This is a genomic window from Roseivirga seohaensis subsp. aquiponti (assembly GCF_001267955.1).
Taxonomy (GTDB): Bacteria; Bacteroidota; Bacteroidia; order Cytophagales; family Cyclobacteriaceae; genus Roseivirga; species Roseivirga seohaensis.
In genome coordinates, this window is sequence record NZ_JSVA01000023.1 from 1 (window position 1) to 16,636 (window position 16,636).

Below are 16,636 nucleotides of genomic sequence, written 5' to 3' on the forward strand. Positions count from 1 at the left end.
AATTCGGAACGGTTTTTTCGTACCTCAAAAACACTCAGAGTGACGGTAAGTGATGAGGCTTTGCGCTACTTTGCGGTTTCACTACACCACCAACAAAATTAAAGAGACCGCCCTTCAACGGTCTCTTTTGGATTAGACAGCAGTCAAAATATTGCCCTAATTTAGCTTGAGCGATAGCTTTTAACCAATCATACATTGCTCCATATCTGTACTTCAATTAACCTCAAGGGGGATGTGTGATTTTCATCACCTATTGCGTAAATTTGACACATATGGATTCTCAAAATATAAAAGTCGCTGTAGACCCAGTTGTTTTCGGATATGAGAATGGTAGCCTATTTATTCTTTTGATAAAACAAAAGTATGGCCCCATGAAAGGCAAATGGGTATTACCTGGAGGTTTTGTAAAATACAATGAACCGCTTTCTGTGGCAGTAGCTAGAGAGTTAAAAGAAGAAACCAACGTTACTGTTGATTACTTAGAGCAGTTGTTCACCTTTGGTGACGATGTAAATAGAGACCCCCGAGGACATATTATTAGCATTGCCTACTTGGGTTTGGCAAACCCTAAACAACTCGATATTCAAGCCAACACTGATGCCTCAGATGTAAACTGGTTCGAAATCAATAAGCTACCCCAACTCCCCTTCGACCATAACCAAATCATTAAAAAAGGATTAGAAAGACTGCAATCTAAAGTTCATTATAAACCGATTGGTTTCGATTTGCTAGGTGATGAGTTCGTGTTTTCTGATTTAGAAAACTTGTACCGAACAATTCTTCAAAAAGAAATAGATAGAAGAAACTTCAGAAAGAAAATACTGAGCTTCGGGCTTCTTGAAGAGACAGGTGAATTGAGAAAGACTGGTAGCGGGCGACCAGGGGCTGTTTATAGATTCAACAAAAGGAAATATAGTCAACTAGAATCGTCTGGATTTCACTTCGATATTAAATTTGCGTAAAAATAACACAAAATAGTTTTGACATTAAAAATTTAGCACACATATTTGTGTAAAAGATACGCAAATATGATTCTTAATCTTGATCCTCATTTCTCTCCCTGTCCAGATCTGCCACAGATAAACTTCAATCTATTTACCTTCCCTGGAGGTGAGTCACATATTAGAATTGTTCCAATTGAAGGGAGTTCCAAGGAAATAACTATCTCTCACAGGATCACGAGCTTCAACAAGCTTGGAGAGTTGCTCATTGCCACTGATGCACTCAAAAGAATGGGAATCACCAAGATCAATGTTGTAATCCCCTATTTCCCAGCAGCAAGACAAGACAGGATGATGACTGCAGGTGAACCATTGACGGTAAAAATTTATACTGACATCATCAATGCTCAAAACTATAATCGGGTTATAGTATTTGACCCTCACTCAGAAGTAACTCCTGCATTACTTAATAATTGTGAAGTAATCGACAACACAGATTTTATTAAAAAGGCAATGGAAGAACTTCCTAAAGAACTTTTACTTGTTTCTCCAGATGGTGGAGCACTTAAGAAAATATACAAATTGGCTTCAAGCCTTAAGGAAAATAAAGTAGTTGAATGCTCAAAATCCAGAAATGTTAACACGGGAGAAATCACTAATTTCCAAGTGTATGCGCATGACTTGAATAATAGACCTTGTCTAATTGTAGATGACATATGCGATGGCGGTGGTACCTTTATGGGTTTAGCAAAAGCCCTCAAAGAAAAGAATGCAGGAAAACTTTATTTGGCCGTAAGCCATGGCATTTTCAGCAAAGGGTTAGAAGCCCTAAGCACAGTTTTCGATCATATTTATACTACGGACTCGTTCAAAACCATCCATCAAGCAAAAAACTTTACACAGCTTAAACTGAATAGTGATATTTTAAAAAGCGACACGCTCAATAATTAACACAATAACCTTAAACACAAACGTCATGAACCCACTTCTACTCACAGACGGATATAAAGTAGATCACAGAAGGCAATACCCTACTGGCACTACACTGGTTTACTCTAACTGGACGCCCAGAATGAGTAGACTGGAGAATATAGACGAAGTAGTTTTCTTTGGTCTTCAATATTTTTTAAAAAAGTATGTGATCGAAGACTTTGAAAAAGACTTTTTCAGTCAAGCCAAAGAGCCAGTGCTTAAAAAATATGCACGAAGGATCAATAACTATTTAGGTCCTAATGCCGTGGGAACCGACCACATTGCCAGACTTCATGATCTAGGCTATATACCCATGGTTTTCAAAGCGCTTCCAGAAGGCTCTTCAGTACCTCTCAGAGTTCCTATGTTTACCATGTACAACACAGTTGATGAGTTCTTTTGGCTTACTAATTACTTTGAAACCTTGCTTTCTACTACGATATGGATGCCTTGCAATTCTGCAACTATTGCAAAAGCCTACAGAAGAATCCTAGATAAATTTGCGGAGGAAACCAGCTCTACTCCTGAGTTTGTAGATTGGCAAGGCCACGATTTTTCCATGAGAGGAATGGCTGGATTAGAGGCTGCAATAGTAAGTGGAGCTGCCCACTTATTAAGCTTTAGAGGTACCGACACCATCCCTAGCATCGATTTCTTAGAAGAATATTATGGAGCAGATTCTGACACAGAACTAATAGGTGGATCTGTAGCCGCCACAGAGCATTCAGTAATGAGTATGGGTACAGACACAGGTGAATTTAAAACCTTTAAACGATTGATCACTGAGGTGTATCCCAATGGAATAGTTTCTATAGTATCAGACACATGGGATTTATGGAAAGTGTTGACCAACTTCCTGCCTCGACTGAAAAGTGAAGTTTTGGCTAGAGATGGAAAGCTGGTTATTCGCCCGGATAGTGGTGACCCTGTGAAAATCATTTGCGGAAATCCTGAGGGAAAAATCGAATCGGAGAAAAAAGGAGTAATAGAATTGCTTTGGGATGAATTTGGAGGCAAAGTGAATCACAAAGGATATAAAGAATTAGACCCTCACATTGGCGCAATTTACGGAGACAGCATCACCTTAGAGCGGGCTGAAAAAATCTGTAAAAACTTAAAATCAAAAGGTTTTGCATCCACGAATGTAGTTTTAGGAGTTGGCTCTTTCACTTATCAGTATAACACTAGAGATACTTTTGGTTTCGCCATGAAAGCCACCTATGGTGAAGTTAATGGAGAAGGAAGGGAGATTTACAAAGACCCTGTTACAGATGATGGCACAAAAAAGTCTGCAAGAGGATTGATGAAAGTGGTTAAAGAAAATGGAAGCTTTAAATTAATAGACTGTGTTTCATGGGAGGAAGAAAAACAAGGTGAGCTGAAAGAAATATTTAGAGATGGGAAATTACTTATTAATCAATCATTGAAGGACATACGAGAACAAATCATTTGTTGAAATGCTTAATTTTCATCAGCAAAGAGATCACCCTTGAGCGGTCTCTTTTAAGATTCGGAGCCATTCAAAAGACCAAATCGAAGCATATGTACTTAGCACCTCCTCTCCAAACCAACAGACTCTTACGGTTTCGTTTTTCAAACTCAACCTCAAAGTGACGGTTATAATTGAGCTTGTTCGGAGCGTCATTCTGATGACGAGGTACGAGGAAGAAAGAATCCGTCTGTACTTAACACCTCCACTTTGAACAGACAGACTCTTCCGAGAATTCGGAACGGTTTTTTCGTACCTCAAAAACACTCAGAGTGACGGTATGTGATGGGGCTTTACAGTTTCACGTCAACCCAACAATATTAAAGAGACCGCCTTTCAACGGTCTCTTTTGGATTAGACAGCAGTCAAACACATCTGACCCGGTCTCTTTAAAATTATTGCTTTTGAGTTTTGATATAGTTGAGCGTTTGCTCAATCCAATCAGTATCGGCCTTTAAAGCAATATCTGGTGCTACCCCTATTTCTTCGTACTCAATAAATTGTCTTTGTCTCATATCCGTAGGGTAAAAACTAAATAGCCCAGAAGAGGAATGAAAGGTTTTGCCATAGTTAGAACCATAACTAATGGCACCATAAGTTCTTTGTCCTAATTGAGTCGCATTAAAACGTTGTTTTAAGCGCACAGTAGTCATTTCTGCATTGGATCCAGTATAGAAATTCGTGATCACATAAATAAGCTCTGTCTTCTTTTTCAATGCTTTCAAAATCGGAAGCGAGATCTTGTCTGCTCCTCCTCCATTGTTACGCAAGTCAATGATCAAATTTGGGGCTTTAAGCTCATTCTCAATTTGTTCAATCAATGCATCGCGTTTAGTCGCCATAGTCCTGCGGTTAAAGCTGTTCAACCAAACGTATTGCACATCATCTGTTAAGTTCGACAACACATAACCCTCCTTTTCTTCCCCATTGATCAAACTATGATTCTCACCTGCGTTTTCCTTGATCACATTAGAGAAAAGCATTCCATTGGCAAAGTATTGTGCTTTCGCGAATGTCAAATGCTTATAAACTTGATTGTAAAAAGCGATATCGTAATGGTCAGCTTGCTGGGTTCCTTTCAGGTAAGCGAAAACCTGTCCTGGTGCCCAAGTACCAAGTTGCGATTGTAAAATCACTCCTACTAAACTGTCAGTATCATCAATGCGATAAACACCCATTTTCATCACACTACCAATGTTGTAAATACCTTCAATATCGCTGGCAGCTTTCAATTTTAGCTCAGCAGTTAAGGCATCAAGGTCGATTGTTGCTTTAGGGAAATTGAGGAAAGCATCGGTGGCTCGGTATGCTTTCACAAATGCCGAATCATATATTTTATCAGCTTCAAAATCAGGCTTTTTTTCAAAGACTTCAGCATGTTTATCGTTCACTAATGACATCAACTGATTGAGTTTCCAAAAGCAGTCTGGTAGACTCATTGCCCCGGTCATTTGAGTGCTTAATTTCTGATAAAGGCTTTCAAAAATTTCTTTCTGATCTCCCTTGATTTGGTCTTTGAAAGAATAGGTAGTTTGCATTTGGTCGTACACAAAATCTAGCTCTGGTTTGCAGTCGCAATTGGCTTGTGCCGAAAGATTAAAACTTAAAGTAATAAGGAAAATTAGGGTCATTAAATTTTTCATGTCTGTTTGTTTTGCGTGTATTTATGTGTTTGACTGATTCAAACGTACAAACAGAAATCGGCCTTTAAACCTATTTAATTAGGGTTGTGGCGAAATCACACTATTCTGTGGTGGAATTGACGGCTGCTTCTACTGCAGCCTGATAAGTTTTTGAAACGGGTATTTCAATGTCGCCTGTAAGCATCACATTCACCTTGCGATTCCCCGTTTTCCATTGTCTAAAATGATAAGCATTAATCAAAAAAGAGCGGTGGGTTCGGATCAATTCTGGCCGTTGCTCCTCCACAGCCGTCAGCTTATTTCTGATCAGCTGAGTCTTTAAATTTCCTCCTTCGTCAAAAGTCACTTCCACATAATTATCAGACGACTGAATGCAAATAAGATCATTCAATTGCAGACGCAAACTCTCGTAATTCCCCGTGCCTTTAATTTCAATTTTATCGTTCTCCAAGCGCTTCTCTTTGTATTTACCAAAAGACCAACGGCCAATGGCCACGATAGGAAAAACGGTGAGTGCCGCAGGCAAATAAATGGCAGTAGCAAAATAGGAAATGGTATAGGCATAAGGGTCGGAGTCTACAACCAAATAATAGTAAACCAAGCGGGTAGCCACAAAACCAATAATGATGACGAAAGACATAAAAGTGAGTTCCGCCCAAATAGGCCACTGCCCTACTTTTTTAAACAGCCAATACTGAAATGGCAAGCAAATCAGATAACAAATGGAGCCAAAAAAACCATAGAGCGGCAGATAAGCCAGCTTTTCATTCAAATCAAGCTGGCCTACATCAAGCGGTTCGGTAAAAAAGAGAAACACAAAAACCCATACTGCCAAACCAAGTGCTATCAGTACATGATGCTTTATGGAAGGATCGAATGGGTAATGCTGTTTTAACATATCTGGCTTTCGCTTACAATGATATTGGAAAAGCCGTTCTTTTCAAGGGAGAAAATAACAAAGTTCACTTCATGGGGAAAGGGGTCTGTTAATGATATTTAGGGTAACGAAGACTTATTTTAAAAAATCCATTTCTCTCACCGTTACTTCCTTTTGGGTAAATAGTTTGACGGCAGCATTTCATACACACCTTTATTGCCCAAATAGCCATAAGTCATAATAGAAAGTGGATCTTTCAGCACACCATTTGGGTAGACAATGGCCCTTGTTCCAATCACTTTTATGTAACTCAAAGGCGTGGTTTCTAACTCTTCAGTTCCGGGGCCCACGTAAAAAACCTCAATTACGCCATCAAAGCTCAACTCGTAGAATTCTTTTTCTTTATGATAGATCATGTGGACATTCCCTTCTGAATACCCTGTTGAATCGATTCGAATCACTTCGGTCTTTCTACTCATTTTTTTTGAATCGAATGACGAAGGGTTATAGTTGGTAAGGCTTGCTAAAAAATTCTCTTCTGCCACTTTATTCTCTATCAAACTACGCAAAAAATGCGTTAATGAACCGTAGTAAGCTTTCTCTCTGTTAGTTACCCACTGCTTTTGTCGTTCCTCATTCTCGGGTCTCATTTCTGTAAAAACAGGGTAACCAAAGAAAGATTTCGCTTTATCGGCCATGTAAAAAGCAAAATTGTAGTAGTCAATCTCATAGCCAAGGTGCTGATTAACAAAATTGAGGTCATAGTTTGTGCTATAGATTGTGCTTTTAGAAGTCAAGTCTTTTAAGTCGATGATTTCTGCATTTGTAAGTTCAATATCCTTGTCATCATAGCCAGTGCCTAAAACCATATTGTAAAAGTCGCCTATCTCTCTTCGTCTTTTCCGTGCAACTCTACTTTTGCCCTTCGTGCTTATCTCAACTTGGTCAAGTTCAACTACTGCTGGATCGAGCTTTATAATTAAGGATTCAGGAAGCCTTTTCGGGTCATACACCAATATTCTATTTTCATAAGCAATGTGAGAAATCACAATATTGAGGGTCTCATTGGGCAAGTCTTTAATCTCAAAATAACCGTCCTGATCGGTTATGCTTCCCAAAGATGTACCCACTAAAGCAACCGTACAATAGCTGATGGGGTTTCCGCTCTCTTTCTCTACTACCCTACCTTTCAGTACTCTAATTTGGCCAAAACCTTCTTGCAAAACTAAAGTTAAGCTGCTCAGAATGAGCATTAAGCTGAACAAGAACCTAAATCTAACCATGTTTATTTCTTTTCTATTTTATAACTTTTCACCAGATGAAAAGGCTCACCAGACATTGAAAGTCCTTGAACATCAATCATTACTTCTGTATCCATATCGCTGTTCCAATAGTCAAATGTAATTTCACCATCTTCAATCAATAACATCGGTTTCCAGAAAAGCACTACCCTGCGGTCTGGCTGACTATGCACAGGTTCCTTTACATCGTATTTTGGAGCATAAAACTCTCTCGGTTTATCATAACCATTCTTTAGTTTTTTGGTGATCACGTTTTTGGCTCCCTCTTCTTTAGAATAAAAAGCCAATACCCAACCTAAATCAGCTGTATTAAACACATTTCTCGTTTCTTGATAATAAGCCTCTACCCTGTCAATCATGCTGGGTGCCATGGAAACTATTTGATCATAGGTGATGAGTTTATCATCTAATAAAAGACGGGGCATATTGTCGTTTCCCGTCCCTCCCATTCCTTCCCTCTCGGTTCCGCCCGGGTTTCTAATAGTGATGTAATTGGTCATACGACCAGCACCATTAGGACCTAACTGACTGCCCTTGCTACCATTATTCCCTGCAATATTGGTTCTAAAACCAGGGATTCTATTTTCTAAGGCATCAAGTGGGTTGATATAGGTCTTTATATTAATGTCATTAAAGTTGATTACATAGTTGCTCAGTCCATAAGTACTACTTGCCATTCGAGAAACAGTTTCCCCTCGCTTTTTTCCTTCTACTGTTACAGAACCTAGGTCCCTGAACATGAGGGAGTCAAACCCATAAGTAACTACATAAGATTTACGGAAGTTACTTTTTTCTGTATAGCTTGTAATCTCTTCTGGTTTAATCACTTGCGTTTCAAAACGTGATTTAAAGGCCGAACTGAGCGCAGGTGTATTCGTAGTGCTGTCCATCACAATTTTTACATATTTATCTCCTTTGCGCCCCATGCCGCGCAAAATCACATTATCGGTATTAGAATATCTAAGATTATTAAAACTAAACACCCCTTCTTCATCTGTCTGAGTTGTATTGAATAATTCCATATTGTCGGTTTGACTGATCATGGTGATTTCACCCTCTGCCTGTGGTTTCTTTCCTGATGAATTCATCAACCTTCCAGATATAGACAGCCCCTTTTCCACTTGGTATTCTGGTTCGGGCAAACCTTGTAAGATTTCATCCCAAGAAAAACGTGTCCAGCCATGACTCATCATTACCAAGTCCAAGTGTGCTTTTGCCTTTTCATTGTTGGGATCAAAGTAATACATCGGGTTATCGATGTAGCCCTTAAGGTCAGAAGTGAGGAATAAATCAGAATAAATGGCTTGATTGGGTGCTCTGTCAAGCGTTTGTCCAAGGTCTAGCACACTGACTGAGAACAAACCTTCAACTGGCATTCCGTTCGATTCTTTTACATCAATTTTGGCAGTTACTTTACTTCTGGGCTCATAAGTTTCCTGATCGGTGCTCACCGTGATTTTTCCTTTGGGATTATCCACAAAAATCAGTCGTTCCAAAACAACATTCGACTCGCTATCGAATAAAGTAATGTGCGAAATACCGTTAGGAAAGTGGATTTTAGGCAAGGTAATCAGGTTCTCGTTTTCTGTAAGTTTGAGTTCTAGGGCATAAATTAACTGGCGCTTAGAATGAATGATTAAGCTATAGTTTTGCGCTTTATTCGTGTTTTCATTAGACCGCAATTTCAGTTTTAAAAGGTTCATATTACTGTTATCTACTTCAATAACAAAACCTCTATCTTCCACCGTTTGCAAAGGGAAGCTTGTTGAACTGCCTTCAATTTTAGCGCTGTACTTCTTCCCCATTTCTGGTGTGAAAGAGAAAGTCCCCATTCCGTCATGTTCAGTAGTAAAGTCAGTAATGGCGTTACCCGATTCGTCAGTCACTTGACCCGAAACAGAAACCCCTCGACCAGAAACATCAATGGCTTTGAAGGCTACTCTGCTCTTTACGTTATCTACCAAGTGTCCGCCTTCTGGGAAAAACTGAACGTCTATATCGCTACTGTTCACTTCTGTTGGTGCCCATGAACCATCCATTACCAGTAATTTCTTTTCGAACATGAATCCCTCATCGAAATTTTTCATCCAATTAGTGTAGGCCTTCAGAATATAAACTCCAGCTTTCAGGTCACTCGGTAGTTTAATGTCACCATTACCAAAACCTCCATTCGAATAGACTTTCCGTTGCGCTATAAGCTTGTGTTCCGAATCATATAGATCCACCATAATACTTCCGCTCAACCCAGAGGGTTCAAGCGTTTTTCCATCAACCAAATAGGCTTGAAACCATACCATTTCACCAGCCGAATAGTACTTTCTATCGGTATGAACATAGGCTTTCTCGAAGGGAAAAGAGGTATCGTAATTTTCCAGCGACTGGCTAATCTCTTCAATGCCCGAAGCCTTTTGAGCAAACACCAAGCAACTCTGGCAAATTAGAATGAAGCAAATGGTCAATTTGGATTTCATAAGGGTTAGATAAGGTTGAAAACAAGAATTACACAAAAAATAAAAACAACGTATAACTAAGTTCAATGTACTCGGATTCAGAATAATTTCAAAACAATAAAACACCTAACAAAAAAAATGACCTTACTATGGTTAAATTTTTTATAGCAAAAAGAAATTTTAACATAACACTTGGTTACTCCAGTTAGCACTCGTTCAATTTATTACTTACTAAAAAGTAGAACATATTTAAATTTGTTTCTTATGTTTGTTCTACAATCTAGTAAGTTATGAAAGAAACACGCTTAGGAGACTTTGAAGAGACACTTCTGCTCTTGGTTGGTATTTTAGATAAAGAAGCCTACGCTTTTAAAATTGCCGAAGAGTTTGAATCGCAAACCAGTAGAGCCGTATCCATTGGGGCGGTGCACTCCACTCTTAACAGATTAATGGAAAAAGGATTTCTAGAATCAGAAATGGGTGAATCTACTGCCGAACGTGGTGGACGAAGAAAACGAATTTACACCATAACGGCTTCTGGTCAGAGAACGCTACAAGAGGCTAGAGATTTTAAAGTATCACTTTGGAATCAGTTTCCGGCCTTTGCTGGCAGTAAACTAAATTTTAACATCTAGGCGTCATTACGAGAAACAAACTTCTGCTCGCGCGAAGTTTGTGACGAAGCAATCTTTACTTCTTCATAACCAGTGAGATTGCTTCGGTCATAGATTTATCTATCGAACATCCATTTCCTCGCAATGACGGTTCAGAAACTATGAACAACTCCAAGAACCATATCACCCCTCCTCGCCTAGCTGAAAAGCTACTCAACTGGTTTATTAAAGATGAACTGGCAGAAGAGGTTTTGGGCGATTTGGACGAGAAATTCTATTCAACATTAAAACAACATTCAGCCCGAAAAGCAAAACGCAACTATTGGTTTCAGGTCATTAACTATATGCGACCCTTTGCTTTTCGGTTTATCAAATTCAAAAACTCAAGTACTATGTTCAACCACAATTTTAAAGTGAGCTATAGACAAATGCTCAAAAACAAAGGCTACTCTTTTATTAACATTTTTGGTCTTGCCATGGGCATAGTAGTGGCTATGCTTATTGGCCTTTGGGTTCAGGACGAACTCAATTACAACAAGTACCATAAAAACTATGATCAAATTGTTCAGGTATTGCGGGCAGAAGACAACGGAGAAGGAGGTATTTCAGTAAGCAATTCGCTAACAACTGGAATGGGCACACTCATTAGAGAGTCCTTTCCCGATCAGATTGAAAGCCTATTTATGGTCAGGTCGAGAACACAGGCACCGGTAATCGGAAATGGAGAATTGAAATTTAGGCAGATCGGAGTCTTTCTTCAGCCAGAAGGCCCAGAAGCCTTGAGTCTAGAAATGATTTACGGAACAACTCAAGGACTTAAAGAGAAAAGGTCTATCCTGCTTTCTGAGTCATTATCAGCAAAACTCTTTGGTAAAGAAAATCCAGTTGGACAGAACGTTCAACTCAATTCTTCTATTGATTTATTAGTGGGCGGAGTTTATAAAGACCTGCCAAAAAACTCCAAGTTCAGTAATGCCACCTTCTTTTCCCGTCTATCATTATTACTTGGAGAAACACCAGAAGCATTCAATGTTTGGAACAATTATAATATTGATGTCTATATCAAGCTAGCCAACAATGTTGACCAGAATCATCTTTCAGCGCTCATTGCTGAAAAAGTAAGAAGCCATTATGATGATTGGGCTAACGAATCAGGTCAAACCTTGTTTCTCCATCCAATGAAAGACTGGCATTTAAGGTCGGAATGGAAAGATGGAAAACAAGTATTGAGTAGTGAAATGAAATTTGTGAGGCTGTATGGCGTAATAGGCGTGTTTGTTTTGTTATTGGCCTGTATCAATTTTATGAATTTGAGCACCGCTCGCTCTGAAAAAAGAGCCAAAGAAGTGGGGATTAGAAAAACATTAGGCTCAATGAGAAAACAGCTCATTTCTCAATTCTACATTGAGTCATTACTTTATACTTTGGCGGCCTTCTTAATTTCACTTTTGCTGCTCAAAGCATTACTACCTTGGTTTAATGAAACCGCAGGAAAAGCCATTATCGCACCTTGGAATATAGCTGAGTTTTGGTTGCTCGGTGTTGCATTCATACTCTTCACAACACTCGTTGCGGGCTCCTACCCTGCGGCTTATCTTTCTAGTTTCAAACCACTCAAGGCGCTTAAAGGCGGACTTAAGTTTGGGAAAAGCGCATCCATTCCTCGTAAGGTGCTTGTAGTGTTTCAGTTTACTATTTCAATTGCTTTAATCATTGGCACCATAACCGTGAACAACCAAATTCAGGCAGCCAAAGACAGACCTATCGGGTATTCGCCCAAAGGCATGATTACCTTAGCACCAGCATCTCCTAACTTTAGAAATCAAAAAGAACTATTAAAGAAGGAAATTCTTAACACAGGCATGGCCGAAGCTGTTGGTTTTTCTGATTACTCGGTAACGAGCACCTTTGGTTGGAACCATGGTTTTTCTTGGGAAGGAATGGATCCCAACTACGATAAGTCATTCAACACAATTACCATTTCTACCGGATATGCTGATGCAGTAGACATGGAGTTTATTGCTGGGCGCGACTTCAACCCAAATTTAGAAACGGATAAAAACTCCATCATTATCAACGAATCTGCTTTGAAAGAAATGAACCTTGATAACCCTATCGGAGCGGTAGTTAGGTACAACCCTGGATGGAGAGAAGCCAAAAATTATACAATTATTGGCGTGGTAAAAGACATGATTAAAGGTTCTCCTTTTCAGCAAACCGATCAGTCGGTCATGTTTTTAGATCAAGAACAAGACTATATGAGTTATATGTTTATTAGGCTCAACCCAAATGTAAGCGCTAGCCAATCACTACCTGCAATCGAAAAAGTCTATAAAGAAATACTTCCCGAAGCACCATTCGATTATCATTTTGCCGATGACGATTACAATAGAAAATTTGAGGGAGAACTGAGAATTGGTAGTCTGGCAAGCTTTTTCACATTGCTAGCGATTCTTATCAGTTGCTTAGGGTTATTCGGCCTTTCAGCATTCGTTGCCGAACAACGCACCAAAGAAATTGGCATTCGAAAAGTACTTGGCGCAAGCGTAATCAACCTATGGAAATTGCTCTCAAAGGACTTTACCTTACTGGTTATAATCTCATGCTTTGTTGCTATTCCAGTCTCTTACAATGTTCTCCAAGGCTGGCTCGATGGCTACGAAGTAAAAACCCAATTGTATTGGTGGGTGTTTGCTATTGCTGGATTAAGCGCGTTGCTCGTTACCATAATCACGGTAAGCTTTCAGGCATTAAAAGCAGCAATTTCCAACCCCGTAAAAAGTTTAAGGTCAGAATAAACATACTTACAACTGGTCAGACCACACGAAGTAGTCTGACCAGTGTTTTTTTCTTTTAATGACTGGCGTTACATTTCGCAACCTTTTGCCTTAAGTGTTGTTTAACCATAAGACAGAACACAACCTCCACACATGGCCTCATAATTGCTTATAAAAACACCTATGTTCAGATTTAAGAAGCGTACATTCCTATTATTAGCCACTGTGGTGTCTTGCTTCTTTCTTACTTCTTGTCGATATGAGGAGCCTGCAATAACACATATTACAAATCCTGATTTTTTCACTACATGGGTCTTTACAGAAGAAGAAGCCGTTTGTAGTCAAGGCAGCACCTACCCTAGCGGTAGTCAAGAAGAGCATATTGAATTAAAAACACTGATAAACTCAAGCTATGAATACACCGTAAATGGTGAACTCGTACAAAAGGGCACCTTCATAGCCCTAAGCGAAAAAATAACTTTTAGCCCTCCCATTTTCCCCAATAGTATTGACATCAACTCTACTTACGTATTAACCGGACCCAACTTGGTAATTACAACTACGGAGCTTCTGAATTCAGGAAGCACCGAAACCTGCACAGTAAAGCGGAAATACAGCAGAAAACGATAAAGGCATTTTTTCTTAACATCATTTACTGGTCTGACAAGTGTATGCAGTGACATATACGAAGTCTAGATTTAAGCACACCTCCTACAATAAATTCAACTTGAAAAACAGAAGCAAACAATTAACTTGAAGCTAATTCTGAGATATCAATTGGTTAAAAAATCTTCTATGCGAAATATTAAATCTCCTTTATTGTTCCTACTCGCCTTCTTTATCTTCACTAGCTGTTCATCTGAAAAAGAAGAGCCCTCAAAAACCGTAGTAATTCAGGGTGAACTTATCAACTTCGATAACGCCACCAAAACACTAAGCGCTAGAGGCAGCCTAGCAAGCTTAACAGGCATTCAAAACGTTGAGCTTTCTGTAGATGCCAATAATCGTTTCTCTACTTCTTTTGTATTGGAAGAAGAGGGTTATTTTAGTTTGGGAAGAAATCAACTCTACTTAAGCCCTGGCGATAGCTTGGTGGTGAGCCTTGATTATATGGATCCGAACAAGGCTACTTTTGAAGGCAAAGGTGCTGAAGTAAACCGCTATTTAATGGACGTTCCCTTTCCAAAAAGTGGTTCCTACCTTTCGGGTGGAAGAGAGGTTAAATCTCCAGATGTGCAAGACATCGTTAAACTGGCCGAAACAGAAAATGCAGCCCGGTTAACCAAACTAGAAAACGTAAAAAATGCTTCCGCGAAGTTTATAGAATTTGAAAAACTTAGACTCGATTTAGACTACATCAACACCCTAGAAAGTTTCCCGATTTACGCCAGTTTTAAAGATTACTTTGAGTTTAGTGATGAAAATTGGATTAAGGCCATGACGCCAGCCAAAGAAATTCTGAATGAAAAAACAGCCAACCTAGACCAGAATAAATACATAGAACACCCCAATTTCAGAGATATGCTAGGGGTATTCAGTAACGAGAAGTTCAGAAACAGTGGCTTTTTTACTGATTTCACCCTAACACCAGAAATGAAGGAATTCCAAAAAACAGAATCCTTTTTATACTCTCTTAAAAATGCGGGTTTAGTAGACAGCATTGTGGTTCAATCGAAAACCGTAATGGCCGAATTGAAAAACCCCGACTACCAAAATGCCATTGAATACACGCTTTCTTCTTACAATAGCCTCGACCCCGGACATGCTGCTTACGATTTTGTAATGAACACCGAAAGCGGTGAAAAACATCCGCTTTCTCAATACAAAGGTAAAGTCATTTATGTCGATTTTTGGGCAACATGGTGTGGCCCTTGTATTGCCGAAGAACCGGCCTATGAGAAACTCAAAGAAGATTATAAAGGCAAAGACATAGAGTTTCTTTCCGTTTCTATCGACACAAATGTTAAAGCTTGGGAAAACTATATTCAGAAAAAAGGCTGGACAGATAAGACTTATTTGATCAGTCAGGCAGAATTGGCCGATTACAAAATCAATGGTATTCCGCGCTACCTTCTTATTGACGAAAACTTTAATATTGTTACCGCCTTTGCTCCTCGCCCTTCAGAAGAGAAAGTACGCACCATGATTGACGAACTACTTTAAAAAATATTCATCACCACAACCAAAAGGGAACCGCTTAAATGGTTCCTTTTTTTATGACTTGTCGCCACCATCTTCAAAATCATTTTTATATATCGAGAATTATAGATATATTTGCATCATGGATTTAAAGCTAGCAACTGAAATAGCAAAATGCCTTTCAAACCCAACGCGGTTACAGATCATGGAATGGTTGAAGGAGCCAGAAACTCACTTCCCCCCACATGAAACGTTACAGCATTTTAATGATGGAGTATGTGTAACCTACATTCAAGAAAAGGCAGGTCTCTCTCAATCCACCATTTCGACTTACCTAACCAATATGGAAAAATGTTCCTTATTGGTTTTAACACGTCATGGTAAATGGTCATACTTTAAACGCAATGAAGAGACCTTAAAAGAGTTCTCTAAGTTCATTTTATAAAAAATTTAAACTTTCAAATCTATATATAGAGATATCTAAATGCTATGAATATCGTGTATGACATATTAGGGTGGACCGGGTCCGCACTAATAATTTCTGCTTACGCTTTAACTTTAAAGGAACAAAACCGCTGGTTGAACTTTGGGAAATACCTCAACCTACTTGGCGGCCTTTTAATTGCCATCAACTGCTTTCATTACAATGCAATTCCCCCATTTGTAACCAATTTACTATGGAGTGTGATTGCTACCTTAACCATTTACAAGTCAAGAAAGAAAACACTTTTAAAGAACCCAGTTCAAACTAAATTATAAAAGATGAAAATTTTAATTGTTGGAGGCAATGGTACAATCGGAAAGAAAGTATCAGCCCATTTTAGAGAAAAGAACGAAGTATTAATTGGCGCAAGAACCAATGGAGATGTTCAAATTGACATTGCGGACACTACATCCATTACATCTGCTTTAGAGTGCTTAGGAAAATTAGATGCCATTATCTGCATTGCTGGCGAAGCCAAATGGGCCAACTTTAATGAGCTTTCAGAAGAAGATTATTATATCGGATTAAGAAGTAAATTAATGGGACAAGTGAACCTGGTCAGAATTGGTCAGAACTATCTAAACCCAGGAGGTTCGATTACACTTTCAACTGGTATTTTGGCCGATGCCCCTGTGATCAAAACTACGAGTGCGGCCATGGTTAATGGCGGAATTCACAGCTTTGTACAAGCGGTTGATCTAGAAATGGAAAATGGCATTAGAGTAAATGTGGTCTCGCTTGGTATGGTAGAAGATGCTTACGACAAGTACAGAGATTATTTCCCTGGCCATAACCCAATCCCGATGAACAAAGCCATCAACGCTTATGTAAGAAGTGTAAACGGTAGAGGGCGTGGCGAAGTGATTAGGGTTTATGAATAGCAATATTCACCATCTAAAAAACTCCACTAGCAATTCTCTGAAATCTTCTTTTCATTTAAAATACCTAT

General features: G+C 39.1%; 14 protein-coding genes. 10 read left to right on the top strand and 4 right to left on the bottom strand.

All coding sequences use genetic code 11. The features are described 5' to 3' along the window. Positions 1–272: 272 nt before the first annotated feature. From OB69_RS17195 to OB69_RS17205, 3 genes are all read left to right on the top strand, one after another. Complete coding sequence (locus tag OB69_RS17195) at positions 273–962, top strand: NUDIX hydrolase (RefSeq protein ID WP_053225000.1); 690 nt, start codon at positions 273–275, stop codon at positions 960–962. 66 nt (positions 963–1,028) lie between these two features. After that, positions 1,029–1,892 (top strand): ribose-phosphate diphosphokinase, encoded by an 864-nt coding sequence (prs, locus tag OB69_RS17200; RefSeq protein ID WP_053225001.1) that lies wholly within the window; start codon positions 1,029–1,031, stop codon positions 1,890–1,892. 25 nt (positions 1,893–1,917) lie between these two features. After that, complete coding sequence (locus OB69_RS17205) at positions 1,918–3,369, top strand: nicotinate phosphoribosyltransferase (protein ID WP_053225002.1); 1,452 nt, start codon at positions 1,918–1,920, stop codon at positions 3,367–3,369. Positions 3,370–3,797: 428 nt separating this feature from the next. On the opposite strand, the gene OB69_RS18515 is transcribed toward OB69_RS17205, so the two are convergent. The 4 genes from OB69_RS18515 to OB69_RS17225 form a co-directional block, all read right to left on the bottom strand. Beyond that, a complete protein-coding gene (locus tag OB69_RS18515) occupies positions 3,798–5,045 on the bottom strand; it encodes a S41 family peptidase (RefSeq protein ID WP_053225003.1) in 1,248 nt (415 codons plus the stop codon). A gap of 100 nt (positions 5,046–5,145) precedes the next feature. Then, entirely contained in the window at positions 5,146–5,943 is a 798-nt protein-coding gene (locus OB69_RS17215; RefSeq protein WP_053225004.1) for a LytTR family DNA-binding domain-containing protein, read from the bottom strand. Positions 5,944–6,086: 143 nt separating this feature from the next. After that, positions 6,087–7,205, bottom strand: coding sequence for a carboxypeptidase-like regulatory domain-containing protein (locus tag OB69_RS17220; RefSeq protein ID WP_082338223.1), 1,119 nt, complete (start codon positions 7,203–7,205; stop codon positions 6,087–6,089). A 2-nt stretch (positions 7,206–7,207) separates the two neighbouring features. Further along, positions 7,208–9,694 (bottom strand): hypothetical protein, encoded by a 2,487-nt coding sequence (locus tag OB69_RS17225; protein ID WP_053225006.1) that lies wholly within the window; start codon positions 9,692–9,694, stop codon positions 7,208–7,210. A 269-nt stretch (positions 9,695–9,963) separates the two neighbouring features. Here OB69_RS17225 and OB69_RS17230 point away from each other — a divergent pair, with 269 nt between their 5' ends. From OB69_RS17230 to OB69_RS17260, 7 genes are all read left to right on the top strand, one after another. Continuing rightward, complete coding sequence (locus tag OB69_RS17230) at positions 9,964–10,308, top strand: PadR family transcriptional regulator (RefSeq protein ID WP_053225007.1); 345 nt, start codon at positions 9,964–9,966, stop codon at positions 10,306–10,308. 140 nt (positions 10,309–10,448) lie between these two features. Further along, complete coding sequence (locus OB69_RS17235; RefSeq protein WP_053225008.1) at positions 10,449–13,085, top strand: ABC transporter permease; 2,637 nt, start codon at positions 10,449–10,451, stop codon at positions 13,083–13,085. 162 nt (positions 13,086–13,247) lie between these two features. Beyond that, positions 13,248–13,694 carry a hypothetical protein gene (locus OB69_RS17240; RefSeq protein WP_053225009.1) on the top strand — a complete coding sequence of 149 codons (447 nt, stop codon included), beginning with the start codon at positions 13,248–13,250 and terminating at the stop codon, positions 13,692–13,694. 165 nt (positions 13,695–13,859) lie between these two features. Next, positions 13,860–15,227, top strand: a complete 1,368-nt coding sequence (locus OB69_RS17245; RefSeq protein WP_053225010.1) for a TlpA family protein disulfide reductase — start codon at positions 13,860–13,862, stop codon at positions 15,225–15,227. A 118-nt stretch (positions 15,228–15,345) separates the two neighbouring features. Further along, on the top strand, positions 15,346–15,648 hold the full coding sequence (locus OB69_RS17250) for an ArsR/SmtB family transcription factor (protein WP_053225011.1): 303 nt from the start codon (positions 15,346–15,348) through the stop codon (positions 15,646–15,648). Positions 15,649–15,692: 44 nt separating this feature from the next. Beyond that, entirely contained in the window at positions 15,693–15,962 is a 270-nt protein-coding gene (locus OB69_RS19010; protein WP_053225012.1) for a CBU_0592 family membrane protein, read from the top strand. 3 nt (positions 15,963–15,965) lie between these two features. Then, the gene (locus tag OB69_RS17260; protein WP_053225013.1) at positions 15,966–16,568 is read left to right on the top strand and encodes a short chain dehydrogenase; all 603 of its coding nucleotides are present in this window, start codon (positions 15,966–15,968) and stop codon (positions 16,566–16,568) included. The last annotated feature ends 68 nt before the right edge of the window (positions 16,569–16,636 follow it).

Excerpts from the sequence above, each read along its gene's own strand:
- OB69_RS17195 (WP_053225000.1), top strand. The coding sequence starts at position 273 with ATGGATTCTCAAAATATAAAAGTCGCTGTAGACCCAGTTGTTTTCGGA.
- prs (WP_053225001.1), top strand. The coding sequence starts at position 1,029 with ATGATTCTTAATCTTGATCCTCATTTCTCTCCCTGTCCAGATCTGCCA.
- OB69_RS17205 (WP_053225002.1), top strand. The coding sequence starts at position 1,918 with ATGAACCCACTTCTACTCACAGACGGATATAAAGTAGATCACAGAAGG.
- OB69_RS18515 (WP_053225003.1), bottom strand. The coding sequence starts at position 5,045 with ATGAAAAATTTAATGACCCTAATTTTCCTTATTACTTTAAGTTTTAAT.
- OB69_RS17215 (WP_053225004.1), bottom strand. The coding sequence starts at position 5,943 with ATGTTAAAACAGCATTACCCATTCGATCCTTCCATAAAGCATCATGTA.
- OB69_RS17220 (WP_082338223.1), bottom strand. The coding sequence starts at position 7,205 with ATGGTTAGATTTAGGTTCTTGTTCAGCTTAATGCTCATTCTGAGCAGC.
- OB69_RS17225 (WP_053225006.1), bottom strand. The coding sequence starts at position 9,694 with ATGAAATCCAAATTGACCATTTGCTTCATTCTAATTTGCCAGAGTTGC.
- OB69_RS17230 (WP_053225007.1), top strand. The coding sequence starts at position 9,964 with ATGAAAGAAACACGCTTAGGAGACTTTGAAGAGACACTTCTGCTCTTG.
- OB69_RS17235 (WP_053225008.1), top strand. The coding sequence starts at position 10,449 with ATGAACAACTCCAAGAACCATATCACCCCTCCTCGCCTAGCTGAAAAG.
- OB69_RS17240 (WP_053225009.1), top strand. The coding sequence starts at position 13,248 with ATGTTCAGATTTAAGAAGCGTACATTCCTATTATTAGCCACTGTGGTG.
- OB69_RS17245 (WP_053225010.1), top strand. The coding sequence starts at position 13,860 with ATGCGAAATATTAAATCTCCTTTATTGTTCCTACTCGCCTTCTTTATC.
- OB69_RS17250 (WP_053225011.1), top strand. The coding sequence starts at position 15,346 with ATGGATTTAAAGCTAGCAACTGAAATAGCAAAATGCCTTTCAAACCCA.
- OB69_RS19010 (WP_053225012.1), top strand. The coding sequence starts at position 15,693 with ATGAATATCGTGTATGACATATTAGGGTGGACCGGGTCCGCACTAATA.
- OB69_RS17260 (WP_053225013.1), top strand. The coding sequence starts at position 15,966 with ATGAAAATTTTAATTGTTGGAGGCAATGGTACAATCGGAAAGAAAGTA.